Source organism: Microcella putealis, from assembly GCF_004216575.1.
GTDB classification, from domain to species: Bacteria; Actinomycetota; Actinomycetes; order Actinomycetales; family Microbacteriaceae; genus Microcella; species Microcella putealis.
In genome coordinates this window covers 438,667-465,078 of the sequence record NZ_SGWW01000001.1, presented here as the reverse complement: position 1 = coordinate 465,078, position 26,412 = coordinate 438,667, and the positions used below count along the sequence as shown (strand labels likewise).

Sequence of the window (26,412 nt, the reverse complement as noted above, 5' to 3'; positions counted from 1 at the left end):
CGGGGAGTCGCCGTCCTCCCTCACACGAGCGCTGGCGTCGCGTGAGTTGACAGTCTGCGTCGCGTCTCGCTGGTGCGGGTGCGCGCTTGCCATGGTGTGCCGCGGACGCCGGGCCTTCCCGGCACGAACGGCCCGGCGTCCTCCGCATTCACCGTCAGGAGGACACCATGACCGACACCATCACCGTCACCGGGCTCGTCGCCACCGAGCCGCGCCACATCGAGACCGAGACGAAGCTGACCATCACCTCGTTCCGGCTCGCGTCGAATCAGCGTCGCTACGACCGCGCCACCAACTCATGGATCGATGGCGACACCAACTGGTACACGATCACCGCCTTCCGCCAGCTCGGCATGCACGCGGCCACCAGCCTGCGGAAGGGGGACCGCATCATCGTCACCGGGCGCGTCCGTCAGCGCGAGTGGGAGAGCGAGAAGGGCAAGGGAATCAGCTTCGAGATCGACGCCGACGCACTCGGCCACGACCTCACCTTTGGGCGCTCGACGTTCACGCGAACCGTGAAGTCGGGCGACTCATCGGCGAAGTCGTCAGAGGCTCCCGCAGATTCCGACGCGTTTCCGTCGGCAGACGACGCACCTCATTCTGGGGATGCGCGGCTCGTCTCCGTTCCGGATGACACGGTCACCGACGAGGCCGTCGCGCCCTTCTGAGATCAGCACACCCCCGCACAACCGGACGCCCCGCACGAACGATCGATGGCGGGGCGGACGGTGGTGGATGGGCTCAGCGAACCCGGATCTCGCCGCGCTGCCACATGCGCACGGCCGCAACGCGCGGGTTCGCGGCGTCGCTCGTATCGATGCCGAGGGCGTCAAAGAGCCGGTGCAACATCGTCTCGACGGCCCGAACGGAGGTTCCGCGGTGATCGGCGAGGGCCTTCGTTGACGCTCCCTCGGCGAGCATGCGCAGCACCTCGGCCTGGGCTGCCGTGACCACCGGGACATCGTCGTCGTCGGCGTCATTGCCGCCGTCTTCTGTCTGCTGCGCTCCAGAGATTGCCCGTTCGACGGCGTCGCGCAGCTCGTCAATGGCGCCCAGGCGTGACTTCACGAGGTAGACAACGCTCTCCGGAATCAACTGCGGGTTCGGCACCGCGAGCTCGGGCGAGCGGTGGGAGGTCAGCACGACGAGGCCGATCCACGGAAACTCGGTCGCGACTTTCGCGAGCAGGTCGGCCCCGGTGCGCGCTGTGCCGAAATTGAGATCCGAGATCAGCGCGTGGGGGTCGGTCTGCACCACCGCGGTGAGCGCCGCTTCAACGGTGGTGGCGGTCGTCACCTTGTACCCCGACGACTCGAGCGCGCCCGCAACGAGCGAAATGGTGAAGGCGTCATCGTCGGCGACGACGACGCGCAGGGATCGGGCGTCGGGTGCGCTCATTCCGTCACCATACCGGCGCGACGCGCATCCAGCAGGGTGTCTCGGATCGTTGTCAGCAACAGGCTCGTCGTATACGGCTTCGGCAAGAACCGCGACACTCCCATGCCGACAGCACGCGCCGCGCCACCGTTCGAGTTCAGACCGCTCGCGGCGATCACCGGCAGCTCGGGGTGGTGCTCCTCCAGGTGCGCGCTCAAGGCTGCCCCGTCCATCACCGGCATCATCATGTCGGTCAACACGAGGTCGACGACGCCCTGCGTCGCCGTCATCACATCGAGGGCATCACGCCCGTTCGTCGCCCGCAAAGTGCGGTACCCGTGCAGTTCGAGAGTCTGACAGGTGATCTGCAAAATGCTCGGCTCGTCATCGACGACCAGCACGAGTTCGCCGTGACCCCGGGGTACCTCGGGCGCCGGGGCGGCCGGCCGGGCATCGGCTCCGGATCCCGCTGAGGTCGCGGGAAGACCAACAGTGAACCGGGTGCCCTTTCCCTGCTCGCTGTACACCTGCATGAAGCCGCCGTGGCTGCGCACGATCGCGAGCGATGTGGCGAGCCCGAGTCCCGTCCCTTTGCCCACCTCCTTGGTGGTGAAGAACGGTTCGAAGATCTTCTCGACCGTGTCGGGCGGCATGCCGTGCCCCGTGTCTTCGACCTCGATGGCGACATAGCGCCCGGGCATGGCGAGGTGACTGATCGACGAGTAGCTGTCTTCCAGAACGAGCTCTGTGGTGCGAATACGCAGCGTGCCCCCGGTGGGCATGGCGTCTTTGGCGTTCATGACGAGGTTGATGAGGATCTGCAGCAGCTGGGTGGGGTCGCCGCGGGTGGCACTGACGGCGTCGTCGAGCGCGAGATCGACGGTGATCGACTTCGGCAGGGTGTCGCGGGCGAAGCCCACGAGGTCGTCCACGAGCTGCGGCACACTCACGGTCTCCCGGCGTCCGTCGACCCCTCGGGCGAAGGACAGCACCTGACGAATCATGTCGGCACCGCGTTTGACCGCGCCCTCCATCGTCGCGAGGATCTCGCGGCGCCCGGCGTCGGTTTCGCCCTGTTCGAGCAGCTGAACCGACATCAGGATGGGCGTCAGCACGTTGTTGAGGTCGTGCGCGATTCCGCCGGCGAGGGTGCCGAGGCTCTCCATGCGCTGGGCCCGCAGGCGCGCCTCTTGCGCCTTCCGGTCGGCCGTGACGTCGCTCATGACGGCGAAGATCGCCTCGGGGGCGCCGTCAGCATCCCGCAACAATTGCCACCGGCACTCGGCGACGAGCGCGCGACCCGACCGCGTGCGCTGGTCGAGCTCTCCGCTCCAGTAGTCGTCCCGCAGCGTCGCCTCGGTGGCGGCGTCGTAGGCAGCTGCCTCGTCATACAGCAGTTCGCGCTCGAATCGGTCGATCGCCTCGGCAGCCGGCCAACCGTACAACTGGGCCGCCGCACGATTCCAGTGTCGAATGCGCCCGTCGAGCGCGCGCACCACCATGGCGTCACGCGATGCCTCGATGAGCGCGGCCTGTTCGGCGAGAATCGCGGAGGTGCGCCGAAGCTCGGCCTGCAGCCGTTCGTCGTCCGAGACGTCTTTGAGGTAGACGGCGACTCCGTCCTCCGACGGGTAAAACGTGGCCTCCAGCGTCAGCTCGAGCGGGGCGTAGTAGGCCCGGGTGACGAGGCGCTCGCCGCCGCTCAACGCTTCGGCGAGGCTGCGGGCGAACGGGGTCGCCTGCGCTTCGGGGAAGACCTCGAACACGTGCCGGCCCACGAGCTCGGTCGTCGTGTGCCGCACCATGGCGGCGCCGTTGTCGTTGGCGACGGTGAAGCGGCCGTCGTGGTCGATGAAGAACACGCCGTCGGAGATCGTGTTGAGCGTGAGCTCAAGGCGTTCCTCAAGGGCGCGGTTCTTGGCCCGCTCGTCAGCCATGGGTGTGATGTCCCAGACCGCGCCCTGCGCCCGGGCAATGCGGCCGTCGGGGCCATAGGCGGCCTCACCGATGGTGCGGATCATGAGCAGCGTGCCGTGCGCCGTGTGCATCGGCGTCTCGAGGTCAAACGGGGTGCCATCGGCGAGGCACCGTTCGAGGTGTGCGGCGACGATCGGCTTCCACTCGTCGGGGTGCAGTGCGAAGACGGCGTCGAAGTCGAGTGCGCCCTCCAGCGGTAGTTCGAGCAGGGCTCGCCCTTCCGGGCTCAGGGCGAGCTCGTGGGTTTCGGCGTCAACCGACCAGCCCCCGAAGCGCGCCATCGACCCCGCAATGCGCAGGAGGTCGAGGCCGTCGGGGGCGGTCGTCATGGCGATTCCGTCGTGGGTGCGTGCGTCAGCAGCTGGCCGACGCGGTCGCGCAGCTCGGCCAGGTCGATGGGTTTGCGGGCGAAGTCGTCGATGCTGGCGACGAACTCGCCGGGCACCGACGCGTCGCCGCTGAGCACGAGGATGCGCGCATTCGCTTGCTGCGAGTGGATCGCGGCGATGTTGGCGGCAAGCCCCGGCCCCGGGATCGAGATGTCGAGAATGACGAGTTCGACGGTGCCCTCGCCGAGAGCGGACACGAGGGCTGCAGAGTCGGCCGCCTCGCGAATGGACGTCGAGGGAGACGCCAGTGCCATGCGCAGCACGGCTCGCACGAGATCGTCGTCGTCGGCGAGGACGATCGTCGCGGGCCGTTCGGGCGCAGCCATGCGCTCAGTGTAGGACTCGCGAGCGCCCGGCGCACTGCCCAGGGGGGCCTGCGGCGACCCCCCGATCAGGGGGAATCTGTGGCGATGTCGGCCTGCTCTCCGAGGCGCTGGAGATCGACCGCGACGGCGTGCAGGTGGTCCATCACCGAGCTGAGCATGGCATCCGCGCGTGCCGGGTCGCTGCCCGCGATGTCGGCGTGAAAATTGAGCGCCATGACGCACGCCGCGAGCCGACCCTGAATGGGCCCGTGCATGAGTTGGGCCATCTGCTCGCGGGCAGCCCGCGAGCGCTCGGCACGCCGTGCGGCGAGCTCGCTCGCCTCGGCGACCAGCCGCGAGAGGGCGGCGTCGTCGATGCGGTTCGCGTCGGCAACGATAAAGGCTGCCGTGTACGTCGTGTGGGCCGCGATGATGGCGACCGCAGTGATGACGATGAGGCCCCAGCCGCTCGTCGACGCGAGCGTCGCCGACCCCAGGGCGAGCAGCACCCCCGTCGCCGCGGCAATGGCGAAGCTCTGCCCGATGATCATGGCCTTGAGGTAGGTCATGCCGGGGATTGTGAGGCGCGAGAGGGTAGACGGCACGATTGCGAGAAGTGTGCCGGCGACAATGATCGCGAGCCCCGCCGATAAGGCGGCGTCGATGCCGAGCACGCGGGCGGTGTCGGGTACGACGGCGACGAGGGCTGCGAGGCCAACGAAGGTGGCGCTGCGCGCCGGCGGTGCCGCCGTGATCGCGAATGCGCGGCGGAAGGTGGCCCGCGTCGCGGGCTCGGGGGAGTCGGTGACTCCCTCATCGTCATCGACGCCGCTCACGAGATCGGCCGTCTCGTCGTGCAGTCGCGAGATGCGCATCCCGATTTCTGCGGCCGCGCCGCCGCCGAGGCGACGTCGCGCGGTGTTGAGGCTCTCCTCCAGGTCACGCAGCACGGGCGAGAGTTGCGCGGTGACCGTCGCTAGCAGGCGAGCCTGAAGCTGCTGCGTGCTTTCGCTGGCTGCTGCGCGTTCGCGTTCGAGGTCGTCGGCCGCGATGTCCCGGGCCGTGATGAGCATGCGGCGCTGCTCAAACTGAGCGATGGCGAACACCGTGACGGGTACCCAGAACACGCTGAGGGCGATCCACACGACGGAATCGATCACGAAGGACGAGGTCGAGGCGTAGAAGCTGTCGGAGATGGCGAAGCCGACAGCGGCGCGCACGAGGGCGGTGAGCATCCAGAGCGTGGTGATGATCCACAGGGGCAAGACGTAGCGGTTGCGCCGCAGCAGCAGGCCGCCACCGATGACGATCACGCCGACGGCGAGGTGCTGCACAACGGCCGAGCCCAGGCTCCACACCACGGTCGGCGGCCCGAGCGGAATCTCGCGGTAGACCACGAGCATCGTGGTGAGCGGGAAGAAGGCGAGCCACAGCAGCCAGTGCGTCGCCCACGTGCTGCTGAGGGCTGCACGAGTGCTGAGTGACGACATCGGGTGTGTCCTTCCGCGGAGCGGTGGGGGCGGCGCCGAAGGCTCACGCTAGCGCGCTCTCGGCAGGGTAACGAGAAGCGGCCGTTCCTGGTCTCACCCGAAGAGACCAGGAACGGCCGACTTGTCTCAGTCACCCACGTCCGACCCGAACGGACGAAGCCGACTGTTACGGTTCGCGGCCCCCCGGCAACCCCCCGATCGCCTGTCCGCTGTTCCTGGTGATGATCATGCTCCGGGTGCAGACGGGGTGCAAGCGGTGTCACTCGGAGGCGTTCGTTAACCGAATGTGGGCCGTAGACTCGTCCAGCCCGCCCTTCCGGAAGGACGCCATGCCCCGCTCTGCCGCCTGCGGCGCCCTCGCTTTTGCGGCGCTGATCGCGATTGCCGGATGCACGGGCCCCGATTCCGTGGCGCCGTCGCCGTCCGCGACGGCCACCGACGCTGCGCCGCAGCCGACCGTGAGTGCCGAGCCAACTGCGGCTCCCGTGCCCGACCCTGTGCTGGTGCAGGACGGCACTGCCGACGACAACGCGCCGTACGCTCAATTCGTCGTCGCTCAGCGCGCCGCCGAGCAGGATGCCCGGCTGCGGTCGAGCGAGCTCGCGCAGGCGCTGATCGACGCCGGCTTCGCGGCTGACGCGATCGAGGTGACGGCCGATCGCACGCCGCTCGGGAACGCCACCGACGTCATCAGTTTCGCGATTTTGGTGGGTGATGCGTGCATCCTGGGCGAGCTGCGCGGAGCCGAGGCCGTGACCCAAACCGCGCCCGTGCTCGGCACCGGCCGGTGCCTCGTGGGGGCTGACGTCTCGATAGGCTGAACCCCATGGCCGAATTCATTTACACCATGGTGCGCGCCCGCAAAACGGTGGGCGAAAAGCTGATCCTCGATGACGTCACGATGTCGTTCTACCCCGGGGCCAAGATCGGCATGGTGGGCCCGAATGGCGCCGGTAAGTCGACCATTCTGAAGATCATGGCGGGGCTCGACACCCCGTCGAACGGCGAGGCCCGCCTGTCGGAGGGCTACTCCGTCGGCATCCTCATGCAGGAGCCTGAGCTCGACGAGTCGAAGACCGTCCTCGAAAACGTGCAAGACGGCGTGCGCGAACTGTCGGACAAGATCGCCCGCTTCAACGAGATTTCGGCGGCCATGGCCGACCCCGACGCTGACTTCGACACCCTGCTCGCCGAGATGGGGGTGCTGCAGGAGGCGATTGACGCCGCGAACGGCTGGGACCTCGACTCTCAGCTCGAGCAGGCGATGGATGCGCTGCGCTGCCCCCCGGGGGACGCCCCGATCACGAACCTGTCGGGCGGTGAAAAGCGCCGCGTCGCGCTCTGCAAGCTGCTGCTCGAGAAGCCCGACCTGCTGCTGCTCGATGAGCCCACGAACCACCTCGACGCCGAGAGCGTGCTGTGGCTCGAGCAGCACCTGCAGAAGTACCCCGGCGCCGTCATCGCGATCACGCACGACCGGTACTTCCTTGATCACGTCGCTGAGTGGATCGCCGAGGTCGACCGCGGTCGTCTCTACCCCTACGAGGGCAACTACTCGACGTACCTCGAGAAGAAGGCCGAGCGCCTGAACGTGCAGGGCAAGAAGGACGCGAAGCTCGCCAAGCGCCTCGCCGAAGAGCTCGACTGGGTGCGCTCGAACGCGAAGGGTCGCCAGGCCAAGTCGAAGGCGCGCCTCGCCCGCTACGAGGAGATGGCGGCCGAGGCCGAAAAAACGCGGAAATTGGACTTCGAGGAGATCCAGATTCCGGCCGGCCCGCGCCTCGGCTCGATCGTGATCGAGGCGAAGAAGCTGAACAAGTCGTTCGGTGACCGCACGCTCATCGACGGCCTGAGCTTCAGCCTGCCGCCGAACGGCATCGTCGGCGTCATCGGCCCGAACGGTGTCGGTAAGACCACGCTGTTCAAGACGATCGTTGGCCTCGAAGAGCTCGACGGTGGAGATCTCAAGATCGGCGAGACGGTCAAGATCAGCTACGTCGACCAGAGCCGATCGAACATCGACCCCAACAAGACGCTGTGGGAGGTCGTCTCGGACGGTCTCGACATCATCACCGTGGGAAAGACCGAGATTCCGTCGCGGGCATACGTCTCGAAGTTCGGCTTCAAGGGCCCCGACCAGCAGAAGAAGGCCGGCGTGCTGTCGGGCGGTGAGCGCAACCGCCTGAACCTCGCCCTCACGCTGAAAGAGGGCGGCAACCTGCTGCTGCTCGACGAGCCGACGAACGACCTCGACGTCGAAACCCTGCAGTCGCTGGAAAACGCGCTGCTCGAGTTTCCCGGGTGCGCCGTGGTGATCACGCACGACCGGTGGTTCCTCGACCGCATCGCGACGCACATCCTCGCGTACGAGGGCACGGCCGACGACCCGGCGAACTGGTACTGGTTCGAGGGCAACTTCGAGGCGTATGAGGCGAACAAGGTCGAGCGACTCGGCCCCGACGCCGCGAAGCCGCACCGCGTCACCTACCGCAAGCTGACGCGCGACTAGCGGGCGGGCAATCGTATGTCGCGCGTGAGCGTCGACGTGCCCGTGCGCTGGAGCGATCTGGATGCGTACGGGCACGTCAACAACGCCGCCCTGCTGACCCTGCTCGAAGAGGCGCGCATCAGCGCGTTCTGGGCGGGGCCGGGTGCCGAGCATCCGACCGCCGTGCTCGAGTCGGGCCCGAACGCCCCGCAGCACACGGTGATTGCGGCGCAGCGGGTCGAGTATCGGCGCGAGATTCCGCACCTGCGCGACCCGCTCGAGGTGTCGCTCTGGATTGGCCGCATGGGCGGCGCGAGCCTTGAGGTGCACTACGAGGTGCTGCCGCCGCGCGAGAAATCCGAGGCGTCGGTCGATGGCGACGGGGTTTCCGCCGATCGCCTGCCGTACGCGGTGGCGGCGACCACGCTGGTGCTCGTTGACGCGGCGACCGGCGCGCCCACGCGCATCCCGTCCGCCGTGCGCGAAGTCTGGGAGCAGTACACGGATGCTCCCGTCGCCTTCCGCAATTAGGCGTCGGCCGCCCAGTAGCGCAGGTACTCGACGCGCGCCGTGAGCGGTGCGTCGCTCGGCATTGCGACGCGCCCGTCGGCGCCGGGCAGCAGATACAGGTTCAGCATGATCTGCAGCGGGTAGGCCGGGGCGCGCTCGCCCGACGCGACGACGGATCCGTCGACGCTCACCCGCCACCCCCAGGCGCCCCACTCGGCGCGGTAGTCGAGGGGCGCGCGCAGGTCGAGCGCGAGCGGCACCATGCGGTGGTCGTCGGCGAGCGTCGGGTCGCCGAACGGATGCACGCCCGTCCCGATCGCCGCGCTCGCGCCCGCGAGGCGGTCGCCAAACAGCTCGACGACGCACAGCTCGCCGCTGCGGTCGGGAGTGTCCTCGAAGCCGATGAGCCAGAGCGCGGTGAGCGCGTTCCGGTGCTCACAGGGCTCGATGCGCGCCTCGAGCGTGCCGGGGCCGAGGAGCCAGAGCGGGCGCGTGGGCTGCGCAGTGCGCACGAGAAGCCCGTCGCGGAAGCGGTGCTGGCCGTCGGCGCTGCCGACGGGGCCTGAGCGGGTGCCCGACTGCAGGTTCGACACGCGCAGCTCGCCGTCGTACTCGGGCGAAAACGCCGGCTGGTCGGGGTCGATGCGCAGGGTGAGCCCGCGCCGCCCGAGCTCGTAGCGAGCCTGCGTGCGGTCGGGTGTTGACCAGTGGGGGAGATAGTGGTCGACCCAGCGGGTGGGGTCGAGTGTCGGGCCGACGAAGCGCTCGTCGACGTCGGGGCGTTGGCCGGCCGTTGTCACACAGGTGAGGGTAAGTGCCGCGCAGGCGACTGTTGCCATACTGTGTGACGCACAGTACTGTGTGGATTATGGGTGACGACGACCTGCGAGCGGTGAGCGAGGCGACCGCGACGCACCGGCAGGAGGTGCGCCGAGGATCGGTCGTCATCGCCTCTCTCCTCGCCCTGCGCGAGCCCGACTACGGCTACGCCCTGCTCGAACGGCTCGGCACGGCCGCCATCGACGTTGACGCCAACACGCTCTATCCGCTCCTGCGCCGGCTCGAGAGTCAGGGGCTGCTCACGAGCGAGTGGAACACCGACGATGTGCGGCCGCGCAAGTTCTACCGAACGACCGCCGCCGGCGACGCCCTGGCCCGCGAACTGCTCGACGACCACCAACGCATCACCGACGCTCTTGGGCGTCTCGCCGAAGGAGGCCCCGCATGACCACTCCGACGCTCACCGAGCGCTACATCGCTGCCGTGGTGCGGCGCATCCCCGAGGCGAAACGCGACGACGTCGCCAACGAGCTGCGCGCATCCCTCGCCGACGACATTGACGCACGCGTCGCCGCCGGCGAGCCCGAGGCCGCAGCGGAACGCACGGCGATTACGACGCTCGGCGACCCCGATCGCTTCGCTGCCAGCCTGACGGGCAGCCCGCTGCACCTCATCGGCCCGGCGCTCTATTTCGACTGGCGCCGCCTGATTGTGCTGCTGCTCGGCATCCTCTTGCCGATCGTCGCGGGCGCCGTGGTTCTTGCCGAGACGCTCACGGGCTCGGCCCCCGTCGACACGGTGCTCGCCGCCGGCGGCGTCATGGTGAACACGGCGATCGGAATCGCCTTCTGGGTGACCGTCGTGTTCGCGGTGATCGAGCGCACGGCCGCCGGGTCGCGTCCGCTCGTGGCGTGGTCGCCTGACGACCTCCCGGCGACGGATGCGCGCCCGCAGGTGGGTGTGAGCGTTCTGATCGGCGGCGTGCTTGGCCTCGTGCTCGTGAGCGGCCTGCTCGTCGCGCAGCTCGTGTTACCTCTGCTGCGTGATGGCGATGGCGACCCGATTCCGGTCCTCGCGCCCGAGCTCTGGTCGTGGTGGATTCCCTACCTGCTGCTTGTGCTCGTCGCCGAGTTGGTCTTCGCGATCGTGCTGTATCGGCGACGTGTCTGGACAGTGGGTCTCGCGGTCGGCAATATCGTGCTCTCGATGGCGTTCGCCGTGCCGGTGATCGCCCTGATTCTCACCGACGCGGTCATCAACCCGGCGTTCTCTGCCGAACTGCTCGCGCGCCCCGAGCTCGCGGGCATCGACCTCGACGAGACGTGGAACGTGTTTGCCGTGACGGTGGCCGTCGTCATCGGTGTTGTTTCCGCGGCGGAGAGCGCCGACGGCGTGCTGAAGGCGGCGCGAGCGAGTCGTGGCCGCGGGGTGCGGTAGCTCGGCCGCCGCGCAGCGCGCGAGCGGGTCAGCGCCCGCGGGTTAGTGGTGCGTCCCCGGCACCCGCACCATGCCCTCTTGTGCGACGGAGGCGACCAGTACGCCGTCGCGCGTGAAGATGCGCCCCGTCGACAGACCTCGGCCGCCGATCGCGTTGGGCGACTCTTGCACGTAGCAGAGCCAGTCGTCGACCCGCGCGAAACGGTGCCACCACATGGCGTGGTCAAGACTCGCCGCCTTGAGCCGGGGCGTCGCCCACGAGTGGCCGTGCACGCGCAGAATCGGCTCGAGGATCGAGTAGTCACTCGCGTAGGCGAGCGCTGCGCGGTGCAGGTTCTCGTCTTCCGGCAGCGGTGAGAGCGCTCGCAGCCACACGGCCTGGTGGGGAACCTTCTCGCCCTCGACACGGAAGTACACCGGCCCGGGTGCGTGCCGCAGGTCGAACGGCCGCGAGCTCGCCCAGAAGCGCGCGGTGGGGTGGTCGATGGGCTCCAGCGCCTCGGCGGCGCTCGGCAGCTCTTCGGGCTGGGGGAGACCCTCGGGCATCGCCGCCTGGTGCTCGAGGCCCGGGTCGTCGTCTTGGAAGGAGGCGATCATCGAGAAGATCGGCACGCCATTTTGGTAGGCCTGGCTGCGCCGCGTCGAGAACGAGCGCCCGTCGTGGATGCGGTCGACGCTGAAGGTGATGGGCTGGGCGACGTCGCCCGGCCGCAGGAAGTAGCCGTGCATCGAGTGGATGCTGCGGTCAGCCTCGACCGTGCGCATGGCCGCCATGACCGATTGCGCCGCGACCTGCCCGCCGAAGACCCGGCCATGGGGCATCCACTGGCTGGGTGCGGTGAAGATGTCTTCGCTCGTGCGGGCGCCCGTGTCGCTCAGCGTGAGCGCGGCGAGCATCGCGTCGACGGGGGACTCTGCGGGGTCGGTCGAACGGGCGTCGGCGTCGCGATTCTCGGCGTTCATCGCCCCGTAGTCTAGGTGTGATGGCCGACACCGTGACCCTGGGAAGCGCCGCCGCGCTGCGCGACGTCTCGACGCTCGCGGCCCGCGCACTGCGGCTCGACGAGGCGGGGTCGATGCGCATCATCGCCGACTCGGGGGTGCTCGCCGCATTCGTCGCGGTCATCGCCCCAAAGGGGCTGCTCGACCGCAGCCCGACCGTCTTGGGGCTGCGCACGCTTGCGGCGCCCGCGGGCACCGTCGACGCGGTCGTTCCGCTGCGCTCACTGCAGAACCGGGTGGATGCGCGACTCGCGCTCGTCACGGACGACGCGGCGCCCGCTGAACTCACCCTCCCGACGCCCGTGCACTCCGTCAGCTGGGCCGCCATCTCGCCGCCCCGCGGGGGCTGGCAGCGGATGGCTCCGGTCGATCCCGCACTGCTCCGCCGCACGGCCGCCGAGGGCATCGCCGAGGTCGCCGCCGCGGTTCCCGACAACCCCGGTCAGGCGCTGGTCGACCGGCTGCGCGTTGAGGTGTGGGGTCGCCCGATCGAGGGCCATGATCACCTGCCGGCGGGTGCGGCGTTCGCCGCGGAAGCGCTCGGCTTCTTGGGCGACGCGGCCGACGGCGACCCGAGCGGCGACAGCGAGGGGGCTGAGCGTGGCTCGCACGCAAGCGCCGACGCCGAACCCGTCCAGCAGTTCGCGTCCGGCGCCTGGCTGCGCCTCACAACCCGCCGCGGCCACGTGCTCGTAAAGCCGGTGGCCTGGGGACTCTAGGCCGTCGCCCTATCGCCCGGCGATCGCCCGGCCGGCCCGCAGGCCCGTGTGCAGGCACCCGCCGAGGAACGTGCCTTCGAGCGAGCGGTACCCGTGCACGCCGCCGCCGCCGAAGCCGGCGGACTCGCCGACGGCGTACAGTCCTGGCACGACTTCGCCGCTCGGCCCGATTGCCCGACCGTCGAGATCGGTCTGAATACCGCCAAGGCTCTTCCGTGTCAGCACGTGCAGGCGCACGGCGATCATCGGCCCGTGCTTCGGGTCGGTGAGCCGGTGGGGCGCCGCCACGCGGATCAGCTTGTCGCCGCGGTATCTCCGCGCACCGCGGATCGCGGTCAACTGGGCGTCCTTGCCGAACTCGTTGTCGAGCATCCGATCGCGGGCGGCGATCTCGTCGCGAACGCGCGCGACGTCGAGCGGCGCGTCGGGCTCGAGCGCCGCCATGCCGGCGACCAGTTCGTCGACGCTCGTCGCGGTCACGAAGTCGGCGCCCTCGCGCACGAAACGTTCGACCGGCTCAGTCGCCCCACGGCTCAGTCGCTGGCGAATCAGCTCGCGCACGCTGCGCCCGGTGAGATCGGGGTTCTGCTCGCTGCCACTGAGGGCGAACTCCTTCTCGATGATCGACTGGGTGGTGACGAACCAGCTGTGGTCATAGCCGGTCTGCCGCAGGTGCGCGAGCGTTCCGAGCGTGTCGAAGCCGGGAAAGAGGGGTGTCGGCAGTCGCCTGCCCGTCGCATCGAGCCAGAGGCTTGACGGTCCCGGCAGAATGCGAATTCCGTGCCGCGCCCACACCGGTGCGTAGTTCTCGAGGCCCTCGACGTAGTGCCACATCCGGTCACCGTTCACGAGCCGCGCGCCGCCGCTTTCGGCAATCGCGAGCCCGCGGCCGTCGACGTGGGCCGGCACGCCGCTCAGCATGCGCGTCGGGGGAGTGCCGAGGCGCTCGGGCCACGCCGCGCGCACCAGCTCGTGGTTGCCGCCGATGCCGCCGCTGGCGACGACGACGGCGTCGGCGGCGAGGGCGAAGTCGCCGATCGTCTCGCGATTTGACGGCCCGCCGCGCTCCGCGTCGTCAGGGGCGAGGATGCTGCCGGTCACCCCGTCGACGCGCCCGTCGGTCACCGACAGCGCGTCAACACGGTGGCGGAAGAGCAGGGTGACGAGGCCCTCGTCGACGCCGCGCCGCACGGTGCGGATGAACGGCTCGAGGATCGCCGGCCCCGTGCCCCACACAATGTGGAAGCGGGGCACCGAATTGCCGTGGCCGGTGGCCGTGTCGCCGCCTCGCTCGGCCCAGCCGACGACGGGAAACAGCCCGATGCCTTTCTGTCGCAGCCAGGCGCGCTTCTCGCCGGCGGCCCAGTCGACGTAGGCGTCGGCCCAGAGGCGCGCGTGCGCATCCTCATCGCGATCGAAGCCGGCAGTGGTCGCCCAGTCGCTGCGGGCGAGATCTGCCGAGTCGCGAATGCCCATGCGGCGCTGCTCGGGGCTGTTGACGAGAAACAGGCCGCCGAACGACCACCAGGCCTGGCCGCCGAAGGTGGCCTCCGGCTCTTGGTCGACGATCGTGACGCGCCGCCCCGCGTCGACGAGTTCGGCCGCGGCGACGAGGCCTGACAGGCCCGCGCCGACGATGATCGCGTCACTCCGTGGCGCCGTTGCCATCGGGTCTCCTTCTGTGTGAGGGGGTCTGCGACCAGTATGCCGATCGCTGCGTTGCCGGCGGCGCAGGGCCGCATGGGGCCGTTCGTGTCCAAACGAGCATCCACAGGGTGGCGTGCCGTCCTTGTCGCGACACCCAATCAGGGTTACCGTCGTACGTAGCCTCGGGCACCGTCGCCCGGGTCAGTCGCCGCCACAAGCGGGGGCTGTGAGCGTCACCGTGCACCGACACACCCGTCGGAAGCGGTGGATCGGAGGAGCCAGTGCCGTCGTCCCTGTCCGAATCCCGCGAGAGCGCGCCGCGTGCATCCACGCCGCCCGACCGCCCGGTTCAACTGCTTGACGCCTCCGGTCGCCGAGTTCCGCACGCTCCCTACGACGACTACGTCGCCGACGTCACGGGCGACCAGCTCGCGAGCCTCTACGAAGACCTCGTCATCGTGCGCCGCCTCGACGTCGAAGCGACGGCCCTGCAGCGGCAGGGCGAGCTCGGGCTCTGGCCGCCGCTGCTCGGCCAGGAGGCCGCCCAGGTGGGGTCTGCCCGCGTGCTGCGCCCCGACGACTTCGTGTTCTCGAGCTACCGCGAGAACGCCGTCGCCTACTGCCGCGGGGTGAAGCTCACCGAGATGCTGAACGTGTGGCGCGGCACCGCCCTGTCGGGCTGGAACCCCTATGAGGTCGGCATGGCGACCCCCGCGATCGTCATCGGCACGCAGGCTCTGCACGCCATGGGCTACGCGGTCGGCGCGAAGCTCGACGGCGAAGACTCGGTCGCGGTCGCCTACTTCGGCGACGGTGCCACGACGCAGGGTGACGTGAACGAGGCGATGGTGTTCGCCGCGACGTTCCGCGCGCCCGTGATCTTCTTCTGCCAGAACAACCAGTGGGCGATCAGCGAGCCCGTCACGCTGCAGGCGCAGCGCCCGATCGCCGACCGCGCGCCCGGCTTCGGCATTCCGAGCGTGCGCGTCGACGGCAACGACGTGCTCGCCGTCATGGCCGTCACCCGCCGCGCCGTCGAGCAGGCCCGCGAGGGCGGTGGGCCGACGTTCATCGAGGCGATCACCTACCGCATGGGCCCGCACACGACCTCCGACGACCCGTCCCGCTACGTCGACCCGCTCGAGCGCGAAGAGTGGGCGGGCCGCGACCCGCTCGCCCGCGTGGAGGCGTACCTGCGCGAGGCGGGCATCCTCGATGACGCGCTCGCAGCATCCATCGCCCGTCGCGCCGACGAGGCTGCCGCCGAATTCCGGGCCGGATGCACGGAGCAGAAAGATCCGGACCCGCTGACCATGTTCGATCACGTCTACGCCGAGCCGCACCGCGGCATCGACGAGCAGCGCCGGCAGTTTGGCGAGTACCTCGACAGCTTTGAGGGGGGCGAACACTGATGACCGAGATGACACTCGCGAAGGCGCTCAACGCCTCGCTGCGCCGCTCGCTCGCACACGACGACCGCGTGCTCATCATGGGCGAAGACATCGGCACCCTGGGCGGCGTGTTCCGTGTGACAGACGGGCTGAAGAACGAGTTCGGGGAGATGCGCGTCATGGATATGCCGCTCGCGGAATCCGGAATCCTCGGCATGGCCGTCGGGCTGGCGTTCAAGGGCTTCCGGCCGGTCGTCGAGATTCAGTTCGACGGCTTCATCTACCCGGCGTTCGACCAGATCGTCACCCAGGTGGCGAAGCTGCACTACCGCACCCGTGGCAACGTGCGCATGCCGATCACGATCCGCGTGCCCTTCGGCGGTGGCATCGGGGCGGTGGAGCACCACTCCGAAAGCCCCGAGGCGTACTTTGCGCACACGGCGGGCCTTCGCGTCGTGACCTGCTCGAACCCGCAAGACGCGCACACGATGCTGCAGCAGGCGATCCGCTCGGACGACCCCGTGCTGTTCTTCGAGCCGAAGCGTCGCTACTGGACGAAGGGCGAGGTCGACGAAGACGCGATCGATCGCGACGACGTGCTGCCGATGGGCTCGGCCCGGGTCGTGGTGCCGGGCAGCGACGTGACGCTCGTCACCTACGGGCCGCTCGTGGCGACCGCGATTGACGCGGCTGCTGCGGCTGCTGCGGGTTCGGTCGCGGGTGAGTCGGATTCCGTTTCGATCGAGGTCATCGACCTACGCTCACTCGCGCCCGTCGACGTCGACACGGTCGTCGCCTCCGTCGCGAAGACTGGCCGACTCGTCATCGCGCACGAGGCGCAGCGCACCGGGGGAGTCGGTGCGGATCTCGCCGCCGAGCTCACCGATCGCTGCTTCTACCACCTCGAAGCCCCGCCGCAGCGGGTCACCGGCTTCGACCTGCCGTACCCGGCCTCGCGCCACGAAGAGCACTTCCTGCCCGACCTCGACCGCATCCTCGACGCGGTCGACCGCACGATGGGGCGGCGCCCGGCGCTGTACGCGGGGGCGATGCTCTGATGGCGATCCGCGAATTTGCGATGCCCGACCTCGGCGAGGGGCTCACCGAGTCTGAACTCGTCGAGTGGCACATCAGCGTTGGCGACACGGTGACGCTCAACCAGACCATCGCCGATGTGGAGACGGCGAAGGCCGTCGTGCAGCTGCCCTCGCCGGTGGCGGGCGTCGTCGCCGAGCTGTGCGCGGCTCCGGGCGAGACGGTGAACGTTGGCGCGCCCATCGTGCGCTTCGAGGTGGAGGCGCCGGCGGGGCCGGCGGCGCCGGCTTCAGCTGTGTCGGTGCCGGAGGCTCCGGCCGCGCCCGAGCGGCAGGCAGTGCTCGTCGGCTACGGGCCGGCCGCGGCCTCCGGCAGGGCGCCCGCGCGGAAAGCGCGAAAGGGGGCGTTCGCGCCGGCCGCGCCGAGCATCCCGTCACGCGCAGGCAGCGCGACCGGCGCGGGCAGCGCGAGCGTGCCGAGCGCGGCGAGTGTCGCGCGCGAGCGCACCCTCGCCACCCCGCCCGTGCGCAAGCTCGCCCACACGCTCGGCGTCGACCTCGCGTCGATCAGCGGATCGGGCCCGCACGGGCTCGTCACTCGCGACGACGTGCAGCACGCCGCCTCGACGCCGAGCGCGCCGAGCGCATCGGAGCCGCCGGCGTCGACAAACGCCGCACCCGAATCGGCGACCGCCGCGCGCACGGTACCCGCCAGCGCGGGCTACCCCGACGAGCGCCGTACGCCGATCCGCGGCGTGCGCAAGGCCACCGCCCAGGCGATGGTCGACAGCGCGTTCACCGCGCCGCACGTGAGCGTCTTTCTCACAGTCGACGTGACGCGCACCATGAAGCTCGTGCGGCGCCTGAGCGAGGCGGGCGAGCGCGCCTCGCTGCTGGCCGTCATCTCGAAGGCCGTGTGCCTCGCCCTCGCAGTCCAGCCCGCGCTCAACGCGCACTGGGACGACAACGCCGGCGAGATCGTCGAGTGGGGTCACGTGAACCTCGGCATTGCCGTCGCGGCCCCGCGCGGGCTCATGGTTCCGGTGGTCGAGCACGCCCACGCGAAGACGGTGGGCGAGCTGACCGAGGCGATCGGAGCGCTTGCCCGCACGGCGCGGGCCGGCGAGCTCACCCCGCAGCAGTTGACGGGCGGAACCGTGACGATCTCGAACGTGGGCGTCTTCGGCATCGACGCGGGCACACCGATCTTGGTGCCGGGTCAGTCGGCGATTCTCGCGACAGGGGCCGTGCAGCGCCGGCCGTGGGAGCACCGCGGAAAGATCCGTCTGCGCGACGTCATGACGCTCAGCCTCTCGTTCGACCACCGGCTCGTCGACGGCGAGCAGGGAGCGCGGTTCCTCGCCGATGTCGGGCGCATGCTTGCCGACCCGGCGACCGTGCTGGGGCGGGTGTAGCGCGATGGGCGCGACCACCGCATCCGTGCCTGCCGCATCGGGCGCGGGTGCGCCGCGGCGCAACCATTTCGACGCGGCCAGCGTGTCAGAGAACTACCACCGCTACCTCGACCCGGTGCTCTTCGAGCCGTGGGCGCACCGCCTCGTGCGCCTCGCGCGGCTGCCGCGCGGTGCGACCGTGCTCGACGTCGCCGCCGGCACGGGAGCCGCCTCCCGGGCGGCCGCCGCGGTCGTCGGCGACGCGGGTCGCGTCATCGCGTGCGATTCGAGCGCCCGGATGCTCGACTACGCCATTGAGGCTGCCTCGCCCGGGCGCGCCCCCATCGAGGCGCTCGTCGGCGACGCGACAGCGATCGAGCTGCCCGACGCCAGTGTCGACGCGGTGCTCTGCCAGCAGGGCTTGCCGTTCATGGCCGACCGGCGCGCGGCCCTCGCCGAGTGCCGCCGCGTGCTGCGGCCCGGGGGTGTCCTCGTCGTCGCCGTCTGGGCCGAGGGCGAGCGGCTCGACCCGTTCGACGCCTTCGCTGACGCGCTGACCGCCGACGCGGCGGCGTCGGGCGTGCCCCGCACGATCTCGAACGCGGCGCTCACCATGTCGGTCGCCGACGTGGTCGACGCGCTCGTCGGGGCGGGGCTCACCGAGGTGAGCGCCTCGCGCGAGTCGCTGCCCGTGCGCTGGCCGAGCCTCGACGCCGAACTTCATGGCTTGTTCGGCACGCCGTTCGGGCCCGTCGTCGACCGCTTCGACGACGACCGGCGCGCCGCACTCATGCGGGCACTGCGCCTCATGCTGACGAATGGCGACGGCGCGACCATCGACCACGTCACCACCTCGGTGCTGGGCCGGGCGGTGAAGCCGGGGCGCGCATCCTGAATCTGCGCCCGGCACGCGCCCATCGGCGCGAGCGCTGTCCCTAGATCTTCGCGCGCACGTACTGCGGCGGCCAGATGTCGTCGCTTTCGGCGAACTCGACACCCAGCTCGCGCGCGAAGCGCAGCGGCGCGTGCGGGTCGCGCATGAACTCGCGCCCCATCATGATCGCGTCGGCGTGCCCGTCGCGCAGAATCTGCTCGGCCTGTTCGGCGGTCGTGATGAGCCCGACGGCGTTCACCGGCACCTCGCCCTGCGTGCGCACGTGTGCGGCGAGAGGCACCTGGTAGCCGGGGCCGACCGGAATCGGCGCCCGCACGAGCCCGCCCGACGAGATGTCGAACAGGTCGGCGCCCGCCTCGAGCGCCCAGTGCGCAACGGTTGCGGTGTCGTCCTCGTTCCAGCCGCCCTCGGTGTAGTCGGTGGCGCTGAAGCGCACGAGCATCGGCGTTTCGGGCACGGCGGCTCGCACGGCTCGCACGATGTCGAGCAGGAACCGCGCACGGTTCTCGAGCGTTCCGCCGAACTCGTCGTCGCGCTCGTTCGACAGGGGCGACAGGAACTGGTGAATCAGGTAGCCGTGAGCGGCGTGAATTTCGACGAGGTCGAAGCCGGCCTCGACGCTGCGGCGGGCGCCGTCGGCGAACGCCTGAATGAGCTCCTGGATGCGCGTGGCGCTCACCGCGACGGGCGTCACGTACGGCTCGAACGCGATCGCGCTGGGCGCCTCGGGAATCCAGCCGCCGCGGTCAACGGGAGCCGTGCCGCTGCCGGTGTAGCCGCCGAGCAGGGTGCCGAACTCGGGGTAGGCGCTCGCCTTGCGCCCGGCGTGGGCGAGCTGGATCGCGGCGGCGGCTCCCTGCGAGTGGATGAAGTCGGTCACGCGGCGCCATGCGCTGACTTGTTCATCGTTCCAGATGCCGGTGTCGCGGGGCGTGATGCGGCCCTCGGGCACGACCGCGGTCGCCTCCGCCATGACGAGGCCGGCGCCGCCGCGGGCGAACGAGCCGAGGTGCACGAGGTGCCAGTCGGTGGGCACGCCGTCTTGCTGGTTCGACGAGTACTGGCAGAGCGGCGACACCCAGAGGCGGTTACGCAGGGTCAGCGAGCGGAGGGTCAGGGGGCTAAACAGCGTCGAGTCCACGCCTCCATCCAAGCGAACCGCGCCTGGGCGTATTCCCGCCGTAGGGTGGGCGCATGCGCGAGACGGTGACGCTCCTTGATGCGGCGGCGAGCATCCGCGTGCCCGTCGAGACCGACGACAAGTACTCGCGCGGGGTGCTCGGCATCGTCGCCGGGTCGGAGCGCTACCCGGGCGCCGCGGTGCTCGCCGTCGAGGCGGCGCTGCGCACCGGCGTCGGCATGGTGCGCTACCTCGGGCCCGCCCGCGCGGCCGACCTGGTGCTCGCCCGCCGCCCCGAGGCGGTGACGGTCGACGGTCGTGCCCAGGCGTGGTTGATCGGCTCGGGGCTCGACGACGGCGGCGACTCCGAGGCGCTGGCCGAGGCCCGCGTGCGCTCAGCACTCGACGCCGGCGTGCCCCTCGTGCTCGATGCGACCGGCCTGCCGCTGGCCCGCGACCCGCGCGCCCGCGCCGTGCCCCGCGTGCTGACCCCGCACGCCGGAGAGCTCGCGCGCCTCAGCGGCGTCGACCGCGCGGCCGTGCTCGCCGACCCCGATGCATCCGTGCTCGACGCTGCCCGCACGCTCGACGCGGTCGTGTTGCTGAAGGGCGCGACGACGCGCGTCGTGACGCCTGCTGGCCGGATGCTCGTGGTCGCGGAAGCGACGCCCTGGCTCGCCACCGCCGGTGCCGGTGACGCCCTCGCAGGGCTCTTGGGCGCGCTCGTCGCGACCCACGCGCGCGAGCTGGTGGCACCGGCAAGCCAGGACGACGCGATTGCGGATCGTCTCGCCGAGCTCGCCGCCGCGGCCGCCGCCCTACACGGCGCCGCGGCCCGCCGCGCCTCCGCGGGCGGCCCGTTCACCGTGCTCGACCTCTGCGCCGCGATTCCCGCCGTCATCCGCGACGTGCTGGCGCATTCCGGGCGCGCGTCGTGAACCGCGGCACGCCGGCCCGCCGCGTGAGCCGCGCGTTCTCGCGAGAGCTGCGCGCGTCGTGAACCGCACCTTCTGGCGCGAGGTGGGCGCGCATCCTTTCGCCCTGACCGGGGCGTTCGTCGCCGTGCACGCGTGGCTCATCGGTGCGAACCTGCTGCTGCCGGGCCTGCCACTCGGCGACGTGCAGCTCGTGTACCCGTTCTGGGCGGCGCTCGGCATCGCGGGCGAGGGCTGGGTGGGCCTCGACACGGCGTGGGTATACCCGTACCCGGCGCTCTTGCCGATGCTGGCGGTGTACCCGTTCGGCACGGGGCTCGCGGGTTCGCTGGCCTGGCTACTGCTGATGACGATTCTGAACGCGATCGCGCTCGTGTCGCTCGCTGGCGTGAAGCGTGATGTGCGCCGGGTGGCTGCCGCCTGGTGGTGGCTCGCCTTCCTCGCGCTGCTCGGCCCGATCGCGCTCGGACGCATCGACGCGGTGACGGCGGCACTCGCGGTGACGGCGGTCGCGGTGCTGGCGGAACATCCGCGCTGGGCGGGCGCGCTGATCGCCGCGGGAGCGTGGGTGAAGGTGTGGCCGGGCGCGCTACTGATCGCCGCGCTCGTCGCCGCCCGCCGCTGGCTGGACGTGGCGCGCGGATTCTTCGGTGTGAGCGCCGTCGTGCTCGTTGTCGGCCTGCTGCTCGGCGGGGGAGCGGCGCTGCTCAGCCCGCTCACCCAGCAGTCGGGGCGTGGCCTGCAGGTCGAGTCGCCGCTCGCGCTGCCGTGGATGTGGCTCGCGGGCCTCACGGGCGGCTCCGCGAGTGCGCCGGTCGTCAGTGGCCCGGGCCTCGATGCGCCCGCCGCGCGCATCGCCTATGACCGCGAGATTCTCACGTGGCAGGTCACGGGCGTCGGCAGCGACGTGATGGCGTCGATCGCGACGCCTCTGCTGGCGATCGTCGTGCTCGGCGTGGTGTCACTGGGTCTCGTCGCGCGCCGTCGGGGCGTCGCCGAGCAACTGCTGCTGCCGGCCCTCACCCTCGCGCTCGTCGCAGCGCTGGTCGCCGTCAATAAGGTCGGCTCGCCCCAGTTCGCGGCGTGGCTGGCCGCTCCCATCGTGCTCGGGATCCTGATGCGCGCCGATGGTGGGCTGCGCTTCCGCGTGCCCGCGTCGCTGGCGCTCGCGGTCGCCGCGCTCACGCAGGTGATCTATCCGGTCGAATACGGGGCGGTTCTCGGCGCCGAAACGTGGATGCTCGTGGTGCTGACCGCCCGCAACCTCCTGTACGTCGCGCTGCTGGTGTGGGCGGTGGCCGCGCTCGTGTCGGTCGTGCGGGGCAGGATGGGGACGGCGGGCGAGCGCCCCGCCAGCGGAAGCGTTGCTCGTGATGCGGAAGGAGCATCCTCATGATCGTCGCCTTTTCGGTCGCCCCGTCGGGTGGCCGCGCCGGCTCGGAGCCCGACTCGGTGCACGAGGCCGTCGCGGCCGCCGTGCGCATCGTGCGCGAGTCGGGCCTGCCGAACCGCACCTCGTCGATGTTCACCGAGATCGAGGGGGAGTGGGACGAGGTCATGGATGTTGTGCGCCGCGCCACCGAGGCCGTCGGCGCGTACGGCACGCGGGTGTCGCTCGTGCTGAAGGCCGACATTCGGCCGGGGCGCGTGGGCGAGATGGACGGCAAGGTGCAGCGGCTGGAGGCGGCGCTGGGCGAGAACGACGCTCGAAGCGATGCTGGCGGTGAGACGGGCCGCGACGCTCGCTGAGCAACAGCCCGAGGGGCCGCACACACTCAATGTCGGTGGTCCCTGGTTCACTGCTCTCATGACCACCCCGCCCGCCACCTCGACGGTCGATCGCCGCGCGATCATCGACCGCTTCGGGGTGGCGGTGCCGGCGACCGACCCCGACGGCGAACTCGAGCAGTTGCTCCTCGACGACCTGATCGAGTTGCAGGCGCGCGAGGCGCTCATCGAGGCCCGCCGCGCCCGCACCATCAATCAGCTGCGCGAGATCGTCGAACGCCGCGTCGCCGGTCGCCATCGCTCTGCAGCGGGCGTCGACTCGGCTGACGCCCCGCCCCGGCAGACGGATGCACGCGGCAACACCACCTGGAATCCCGCCTTCACCGCACGTCGCGAACTCGCCACCGAGCTGGCGACGCTGCTGCGCGAGTCCGAGCGCACCGCCGAGACCCGCATCGCCCACGCCGAGCTGCTCGGCGCGCAGTTGCACGAGACCGCCGACGCGCTCGAGCGGGCCGTCATCACTCCGCGCCACGCGCAACTCATCGCCGACCGGGCGTGCGACCTGCCACCCGAGGCGCGCGCCGAGTTCGAGCGCCTCGCCGTGGCCGCCGCCGAGCGCATGGGGGTGGCGCCCTTCGCGCGCCGCGTGAGGCGCCTGCGCGAACTGCTGCACCCCGAGCCCCTCGAGAAGCGTGCGACGACTGCCGCCGACGGGCGCTGGGTCGCGGTCGAGCCCGCCAGCGACGCCATGGCCTATCTCACGGCCTACCTACCCGCCGTCGACGCCGTTGCGATTCATGACCGCGTCACCACCATCGCGCGCGACCTCGCGGGCGACGGCGAAACACGCACGGCCGCACAGCGTCGCGCCGACGTGTTCACCGCGCTGCTGGTCGCGGGCGAAGTACCCGGGGCAGACGCGAATGTGTGCGGCGGGGGAGAGGCCCGCACGGTGGACGGGGCCACCGTGCCGGGCTCGACGCAGGATGCACTGCCGCTTGGCCGCGGCATTCGGGCTCGCGTGTCGATCACCGTCCCGGCACTCACCCTGCTCGGCCGTGTCGGGGCCGACGTCCCCACCGACCGCCGCCCCGCCCACCTCGAGGGCTACGGCCCCATTGACGACGAAACCGCCGCACGCTGGGCGGCCCGCGCGCCGAGCTTCCGGCGCATCCTCACCGACCCGCACACGGGCGCGGTACTGAGCGTCGGGCGCGAGCGCTACACAGTCCCCGCCGATCTTGCCGCCGCGCTCCGCGTGCGCGACGACACCTGCCGCTTCCCCGGCTGCGTGCGCGCCGCCAGCAGCTGCGAACTCGACCACACCGTCGACTGGGCACACGGCGGCCACACCGCCGCCGACAACCTCGCGCACCTCTGCCGCGCCCACCACCGGCTCAAACACCGCACCTCGTGGGGCGTCAAGCATCTCGGCGCGGGGCGCCTCGAATGGACATCCCCGCGACACCGCATCCACATCACCGAACCGTTCGGCGGCGACGACCCGCCGCGAACACGACACGGCGACGAGCGAACGGCGCCTCCCGCGCCGACGCCCCAACGTGACGACGGAAGCCCACCAAAGCGGGTGCGCCGAACATTCGGATCCACAACACCGCTACCCGACGACGCGCCCTTCTGACGGGGTCGACCACCCCGCACTGGTCTGTGTTTAGGGTGTCGAATCGATTCGATAGACTCGCGCGGTGACGAATCATGCTGACGAAGCCCGCCCCGCGGTCTCCGCTGCGACAGGAGCTACGGCACACGCAGCAACCGCAGCACCTGCGGCCTATCGAGCAGTTCCGTCAACCGCCCCCACCCTCTCGCGCCCCCGCACCATCGCCGCCCTTCTCGCCCTCGCGCTCGGCGGCTTCGGCATCGGCGCCACCGAGTTCGCCGCCATGGGCCTCCTGCCCGAGATTGCCGCCGACCTCGTGCCCGGCCTTCTCGCCACAAACCCCGACGCCGCCATCGGCCAGGCCGGCTGGGTGATCACCGCCTACGCCCTCGGCGTCGTCGTCGGAGCCCCCACTATCGCCGCCCTCGCCGGTCGCTTCCCGCGCCGCGGCCTCCTCGTTGCCCTCGCCGTCGCCTTCACCGCGGCGACCCTCGCCACCGCCCTCCTCCCGACGCTCGAGACGGTCATCGCCGCGCGCGTGCTCGCCGGCCTCCCGCACGGCGCCTACTTCGGCATCGCCGCCCTCGTCGCCGCCGAACTGATGGGCCCCGGCAAGCGCGGCCAGGGCGTCGCACTCGTGCTCTCGGGCCTCACCGTCTCCACCGTCATCGGGGTGCCCATCATCACGGCCGTCGGTCAGGCCGCCGGCTGGCGCGCCGCCTACCTGCTCGTCGCCGCCGTCTTCGCCGCCACGATCCTCGCGGTGCGCATCCTGGTTCCGCCCGTCGCGGGCGACCCCGACTCGACAATCCGCCGCGAACTGGGAGCCTTCGCCCGACCCCAAGTCTGGATCGCCGTCGGCGTCGGTGCCATCGGCTTCGGCGGCTTCTTCGCCGTCTACAGCTACATCGCCCCGCTTGCCACTGAAGAGGCGGGCTTCGCTGCCTCCGCCGTTCCGTGGCTGCTCGCCAGCACCGGCGTCGGCATGACCCTCGGCAACTTCCTCGGAGGCCGCCTCGCCGACGGCGGCACTACGCGCGCCCAGTTCATTGCCTTCGCCGGGCTCGCCGCCTCGCTTACCCTCGTCGGCCTCGTCGGCGGCACCCAGGTCGGCGCCGCCATCGGCACCTTCGCGGTCGGATTCACCGCCGCAGCGCTGTCACCCATCGTGCAGACGCGACTCATGGATGTTGCGGGCGACTCCCAAACGCTCGCCGCGGCGCTCAATCACTCGGCCCTCAACCTCGGTAACGCGCTCGGCGCGTTCCTCGGCGGGCTCGTCGTCGCCGCCGGGCTGGGATACCTCGCGCCGGCGTGGGTGGGGCTTGCGCTGGCCGCAGGTGGCGTGGTGCTCGCGGTGGTCGGCGTGCTGGTCGCGCGGCGTTCGGAACGCACTGCGGCGTAAATGCAGGAACAGGCGCCGCGATCAGGGAGTGAACGCGCCTCGCTGCTACCTAGACCGGGCTGACCCCGCTCGGCGAGTCGACGAGAATGCCGTCGCTGATCGCCTGCTTCCGCAGCGCCACCTTCGTGCCCACGTCGATGTTCGCGATGCGGTACTTCTCGCGGATGCGCTTCAGGTAGCTCTTCGCCGTCTCCTCCGAGATGCCGAGCTGGTACGCCACCGACTTCACGGGCTCACCGGCGCCGTAGAGCGCCATGACGCGGCGCTCCTGCGCGCTGAGCCGCGGCGATCCGCCACCATCGCTGGCGTGTAGCGCCAGGTCGAGCTCGGTCGAAATAAAGGACTCACCCTGTCGAGCGGCGCGAATCGCCTCGACGATCATGCCGGCGTCTTCGCTCTTCACGAGGTAGCCGAGCGCGCCCGCGTTGAGCGCCTCGCGCACGACGTTCGGCTCGGAGTAGGTGCTCATCAGCACCACCCGCACGCCGGTCGACTTGAGCGTCTGAATCTTCAGCGACACCGGAATGTTGTCTTTGAGGTCGAGGTCGAGCAGAACGACGTCGACGGGGAAGGAGGGATGCGCCAGTAGTTCGGGCCAACTCGCCACGGCCGCGACCATGTCAATGTCGTCGGCGGCCTGGCGGATCCACTCCGTCAGCGCGCCCAACAGCATCCGGTGATCGTCAACGATCGCCAGCCGAATCGACGGGTTCGCGGGTGCCATGCGGTGCCCCTCCACAGGTTCGTCGGCCCGCGTTCCCG

25 protein-coding genes are annotated in these 26,412 nt (G+C 70.6%); 16 read left to right on the top strand and 9 right to left on the bottom strand.

Features of this window, described 5'->3' with window-relative positions; translation table 11 throughout:
• Positions 1-167 precede the first annotated feature (167 nt).
• Positions 168-671 (top strand): single-stranded DNA-binding protein, encoded by a 504-nt coding sequence (gene ssb / locus EV141_RS02240; RefSeq protein ID WP_130484342.1) that lies wholly within the window; start codon positions 168-170, stop codon positions 669-671.
• Between the two features lie 73 nt (positions 672-744).
• On the opposite strand, the gene EV141_RS02235 is transcribed toward ssb, so the two are convergent.
• The 4 genes from EV141_RS02235 to EV141_RS02220 all read right to left on the bottom strand — a co-directional run bounded on the left by EV141_RS02235 (position 745) and on the right by EV141_RS02220 (position 5,541).
• Positions 745-1,401 (bottom strand): response regulator, encoded by a 657-nt coding sequence (locus tag EV141_RS02235; RefSeq protein WP_130484341.1) that lies wholly within the window; start codon positions 1,399-1,401, stop codon positions 745-747.
• The gene (locus EV141_RS02230) at positions 1,398-3,686 is read right to left on the bottom strand and encodes a PAS domain-containing hybrid sensor histidine kinase/response regulator (protein WP_130484340.1); all 2,289 of its coding nucleotides are present in this window, start codon (positions 3,684-3,686) and stop codon (positions 1,398-1,400) included. Before EV141_RS02230 ends, EV141_RS02235 begins: the two co-directional genes overlap by 4 nt.
• Positions 3,683-4,072 (bottom strand): response regulator, encoded by a 390-nt coding sequence (locus EV141_RS02225; RefSeq protein ID WP_130484339.1) that lies wholly within the window; start codon positions 4,070-4,072, stop codon positions 3,683-3,685. Before EV141_RS02225 ends, EV141_RS02230 begins: the two co-directional genes overlap by 4 nt.
• Positions 4,073-4,137: 65 nt before the next feature.
• On the bottom strand, positions 4,138-5,541 hold the full coding sequence (locus tag EV141_RS02220) for a hypothetical protein (protein WP_130484338.1): 1,404 nt from the start codon (positions 5,539-5,541) through the stop codon (positions 4,138-4,140).
• 329 nt (positions 5,542-5,870) lie between these two features.
• Here EV141_RS02220 and EV141_RS02215 point away from each other — a divergent pair, with 329 nt between their 5' ends.
• The 3 genes from EV141_RS02215 to EV141_RS02205 are packed head-to-tail and all read left to right on the top strand — an operon-like array spanning position 5,871 to position 8,560.
• Positions 5,871-6,362 carry a DUF6993 domain-containing protein gene (locus EV141_RS02215; protein WP_130484337.1) on the top strand — a complete coding sequence of 164 codons (492 nt, stop codon included), beginning with the start codon at positions 5,871-5,873 and terminating at the stop codon, positions 6,360-6,362.
• 5 nt (positions 6,363-6,367) lie between these two features.
• The gene (ettA, locus tag EV141_RS02210; protein ID WP_130484336.1) at positions 6,368-8,050 is read left to right on the top strand and encodes an energy-dependent translational throttle protein EttA; all 1,683 of its coding nucleotides are present in this window, start codon (positions 6,368-6,370) and stop codon (positions 8,048-8,050) included.
• Positions 8,051-8,065: 15 nt separating this feature from the next.
• Complete coding sequence (locus EV141_RS02205) at positions 8,066-8,560, top strand: acyl-CoA thioesterase (RefSeq protein ID WP_130484335.1); 495 nt, start codon at positions 8,066-8,068, stop codon at positions 8,558-8,560.
• On the opposite strand, the gene EV141_RS02200 is transcribed toward EV141_RS02205, so the two are convergent.
• Entirely contained in the window at positions 8,557-9,339 is a 783-nt protein-coding gene (locus tag EV141_RS02200) for a glycoside hydrolase family 16 protein (protein ID WP_130484334.1), read from the bottom strand. The genes EV141_RS02205 and EV141_RS02200 overlap by 4 nt on opposite strands.
• A 68-nt stretch (positions 9,340-9,407) precedes the next feature.
• Here EV141_RS02200 and EV141_RS02195 point away from each other — a divergent pair, with 68 nt between their 5' ends.
• Complete coding sequence (locus EV141_RS02195; protein WP_130484333.1) at positions 9,408-9,767, top strand: PadR family transcriptional regulator; 360 nt, start codon at positions 9,408-9,410, stop codon at positions 9,765-9,767.
• On the top strand, positions 9,764-10,756 hold the full coding sequence (locus tag EV141_RS02190; RefSeq protein WP_130484332.1) for a permease prefix domain 1-containing protein: 993 nt from the start codon (positions 9,764-9,766) through the stop codon (positions 10,754-10,756). Before EV141_RS02195 ends, EV141_RS02190 begins: the two co-directional genes overlap by 4 nt.
• Before the next feature lie 42 nt (positions 10,757-10,798).
• On the opposite strand, the gene EV141_RS02185 is transcribed toward EV141_RS02190, so the two are convergent.
• Positions 10,799-11,653 (bottom strand): acyl-CoA thioesterase, encoded by an 855-nt coding sequence (locus EV141_RS02185; RefSeq protein WP_375880259.1) that lies wholly within the window; start codon positions 11,651-11,653, stop codon positions 10,799-10,801.
• Between the two features lie 86 nt (positions 11,654-11,739).
• On the opposite strand from EV141_RS02185, the gene EV141_RS02180 reads away from it, so the two are divergent.
• Entirely contained in the window at positions 11,740-12,477 is a 738-nt protein-coding gene (locus EV141_RS02180) for a DUF8185 domain-containing protein (protein ID WP_130484330.1), read from the top strand.
• A gap of 9 nt (positions 12,478-12,486) precedes the next feature.
• Here EV141_RS02180 and EV141_RS02175 read toward each other — a convergent pair whose 3' ends face one another.
• Positions 12,487-14,145, bottom strand: coding sequence for an FAD-binding dehydrogenase (locus EV141_RS02175; RefSeq protein WP_130484329.1), 1,659 nt, complete (start codon positions 14,143-14,145; stop codon positions 12,487-12,489).
• 260 nt (positions 14,146-14,405) lie between these two features.
• Between EV141_RS02175 and pdhA the strand changes: the two genes are divergently transcribed.
• Genes pdhA through EV141_RS02155 form a run of 4 tightly spaced genes read left to right on the top strand, consistent with a single transcriptional unit; the run spans position 14,406 to position 18,838 of the window.
• The gene (gene pdhA, locus EV141_RS02170) at positions 14,406-15,536 is read left to right on the top strand and encodes a pyruvate dehydrogenase (acetyl-transferring) E1 component subunit alpha (RefSeq protein ID WP_130484328.1); all 1,131 of its coding nucleotides are present in this window, start codon (positions 14,406-14,408) and stop codon (positions 15,534-15,536) included.
• Positions 15,536-16,573 (top strand): alpha-ketoacid dehydrogenase subunit beta, encoded by a 1,038-nt coding sequence (locus EV141_RS02165; protein WP_130484327.1) that lies wholly within the window; start codon positions 15,536-15,538, stop codon positions 16,571-16,573. The genes pdhA and EV141_RS02165 overlap by 1 nt, the downstream gene beginning before the upstream one ends.
• On the top strand, positions 16,573-17,964 hold the full coding sequence (locus EV141_RS02160) for a dihydrolipoamide acetyltransferase family protein (RefSeq protein ID WP_130484326.1): 1,392 nt from the start codon (positions 16,573-16,575) through the stop codon (positions 17,962-17,964). Before EV141_RS02165 ends, EV141_RS02160 begins: the two co-directional genes overlap by 1 nt.
• A 4-nt stretch (positions 17,965-17,968) precedes the next feature.
• Positions 17,969-18,838, top strand: a complete 870-nt coding sequence (locus EV141_RS02155) for a class I SAM-dependent methyltransferase (protein ID WP_157985481.1) — start codon at positions 17,969-17,971, stop codon at positions 18,836-18,838.
• A gap of 40 nt (positions 18,839-18,878) precedes the next feature.
• Here the strand turns inward: EV141_RS02155 and EV141_RS02150 are convergent, their stop codons facing one another.
• Complete coding sequence (locus EV141_RS02150; RefSeq protein ID WP_130484324.1) at positions 18,879-19,979, bottom strand: NADH:flavin oxidoreductase/NADH oxidase; 1,101 nt, start codon at positions 19,977-19,979, stop codon at positions 18,879-18,881.
• Between the two features lie 53 nt (positions 19,980-20,032).
• On the opposite strand from EV141_RS02150, the gene EV141_RS02145 reads away from it, so the two are divergent.
• From EV141_RS02145 to EV141_RS02125, 5 genes are all read left to right on the top strand, one after another.
• Positions 20,033-20,896, top strand: a complete 864-nt coding sequence (locus tag EV141_RS02145; protein ID WP_130484323.1) for an ADP-dependent NAD(P)H-hydrate dehydratase — start codon at positions 20,033-20,035, stop codon at positions 20,894-20,896.
• Between the two features lie 58 nt (positions 20,897-20,954).
• Complete coding sequence (locus EV141_RS02140) at positions 20,955-22,289, top strand: glycosyltransferase 87 family protein (protein WP_130484322.1); 1,335 nt, start codon at positions 20,955-20,957, stop codon at positions 22,287-22,289.
• Positions 22,286-22,642: a thiamine-binding protein gene (locus EV141_RS02135; protein WP_130484321.1), complete on the top strand. Its 357-nt coding sequence runs from the start codon at positions 22,286-22,288 to the stop codon at positions 22,640-22,642. The genes EV141_RS02140 and EV141_RS02135 overlap by 4 nt, the downstream gene beginning before the upstream one ends.
• Before the next feature lie 58 nt (positions 22,643-22,700).
• Positions 22,701-24,266: an HNH endonuclease signature motif containing protein gene (locus EV141_RS02130; protein WP_157985480.1), complete on the top strand. Its 1,566-nt coding sequence runs from the start codon at positions 22,701-22,703 to the stop codon at positions 24,264-24,266.
• A gap of 199 nt (positions 24,267-24,465) precedes the next feature.
• Positions 24,466-25,650 carry an MFS transporter gene (locus EV141_RS02125; protein ID WP_130484836.1) on the top strand — a complete coding sequence of 395 codons (1,185 nt, stop codon included), beginning with the start codon at positions 24,466-24,468 and terminating at the stop codon, positions 25,648-25,650.
• 49 nt (positions 25,651-25,699) lie between these two features.
• On the opposite strand, the gene EV141_RS02120 is transcribed toward EV141_RS02125, so the two are convergent.
• Positions 25,700-26,374 (bottom strand): response regulator transcription factor, encoded by a 675-nt coding sequence (locus EV141_RS02120; protein ID WP_130484319.1) that lies wholly within the window; start codon positions 26,372-26,374, stop codon positions 25,700-25,702.
• Between the last annotated feature and the right edge of the window lie 38 nt (positions 26,375-26,412).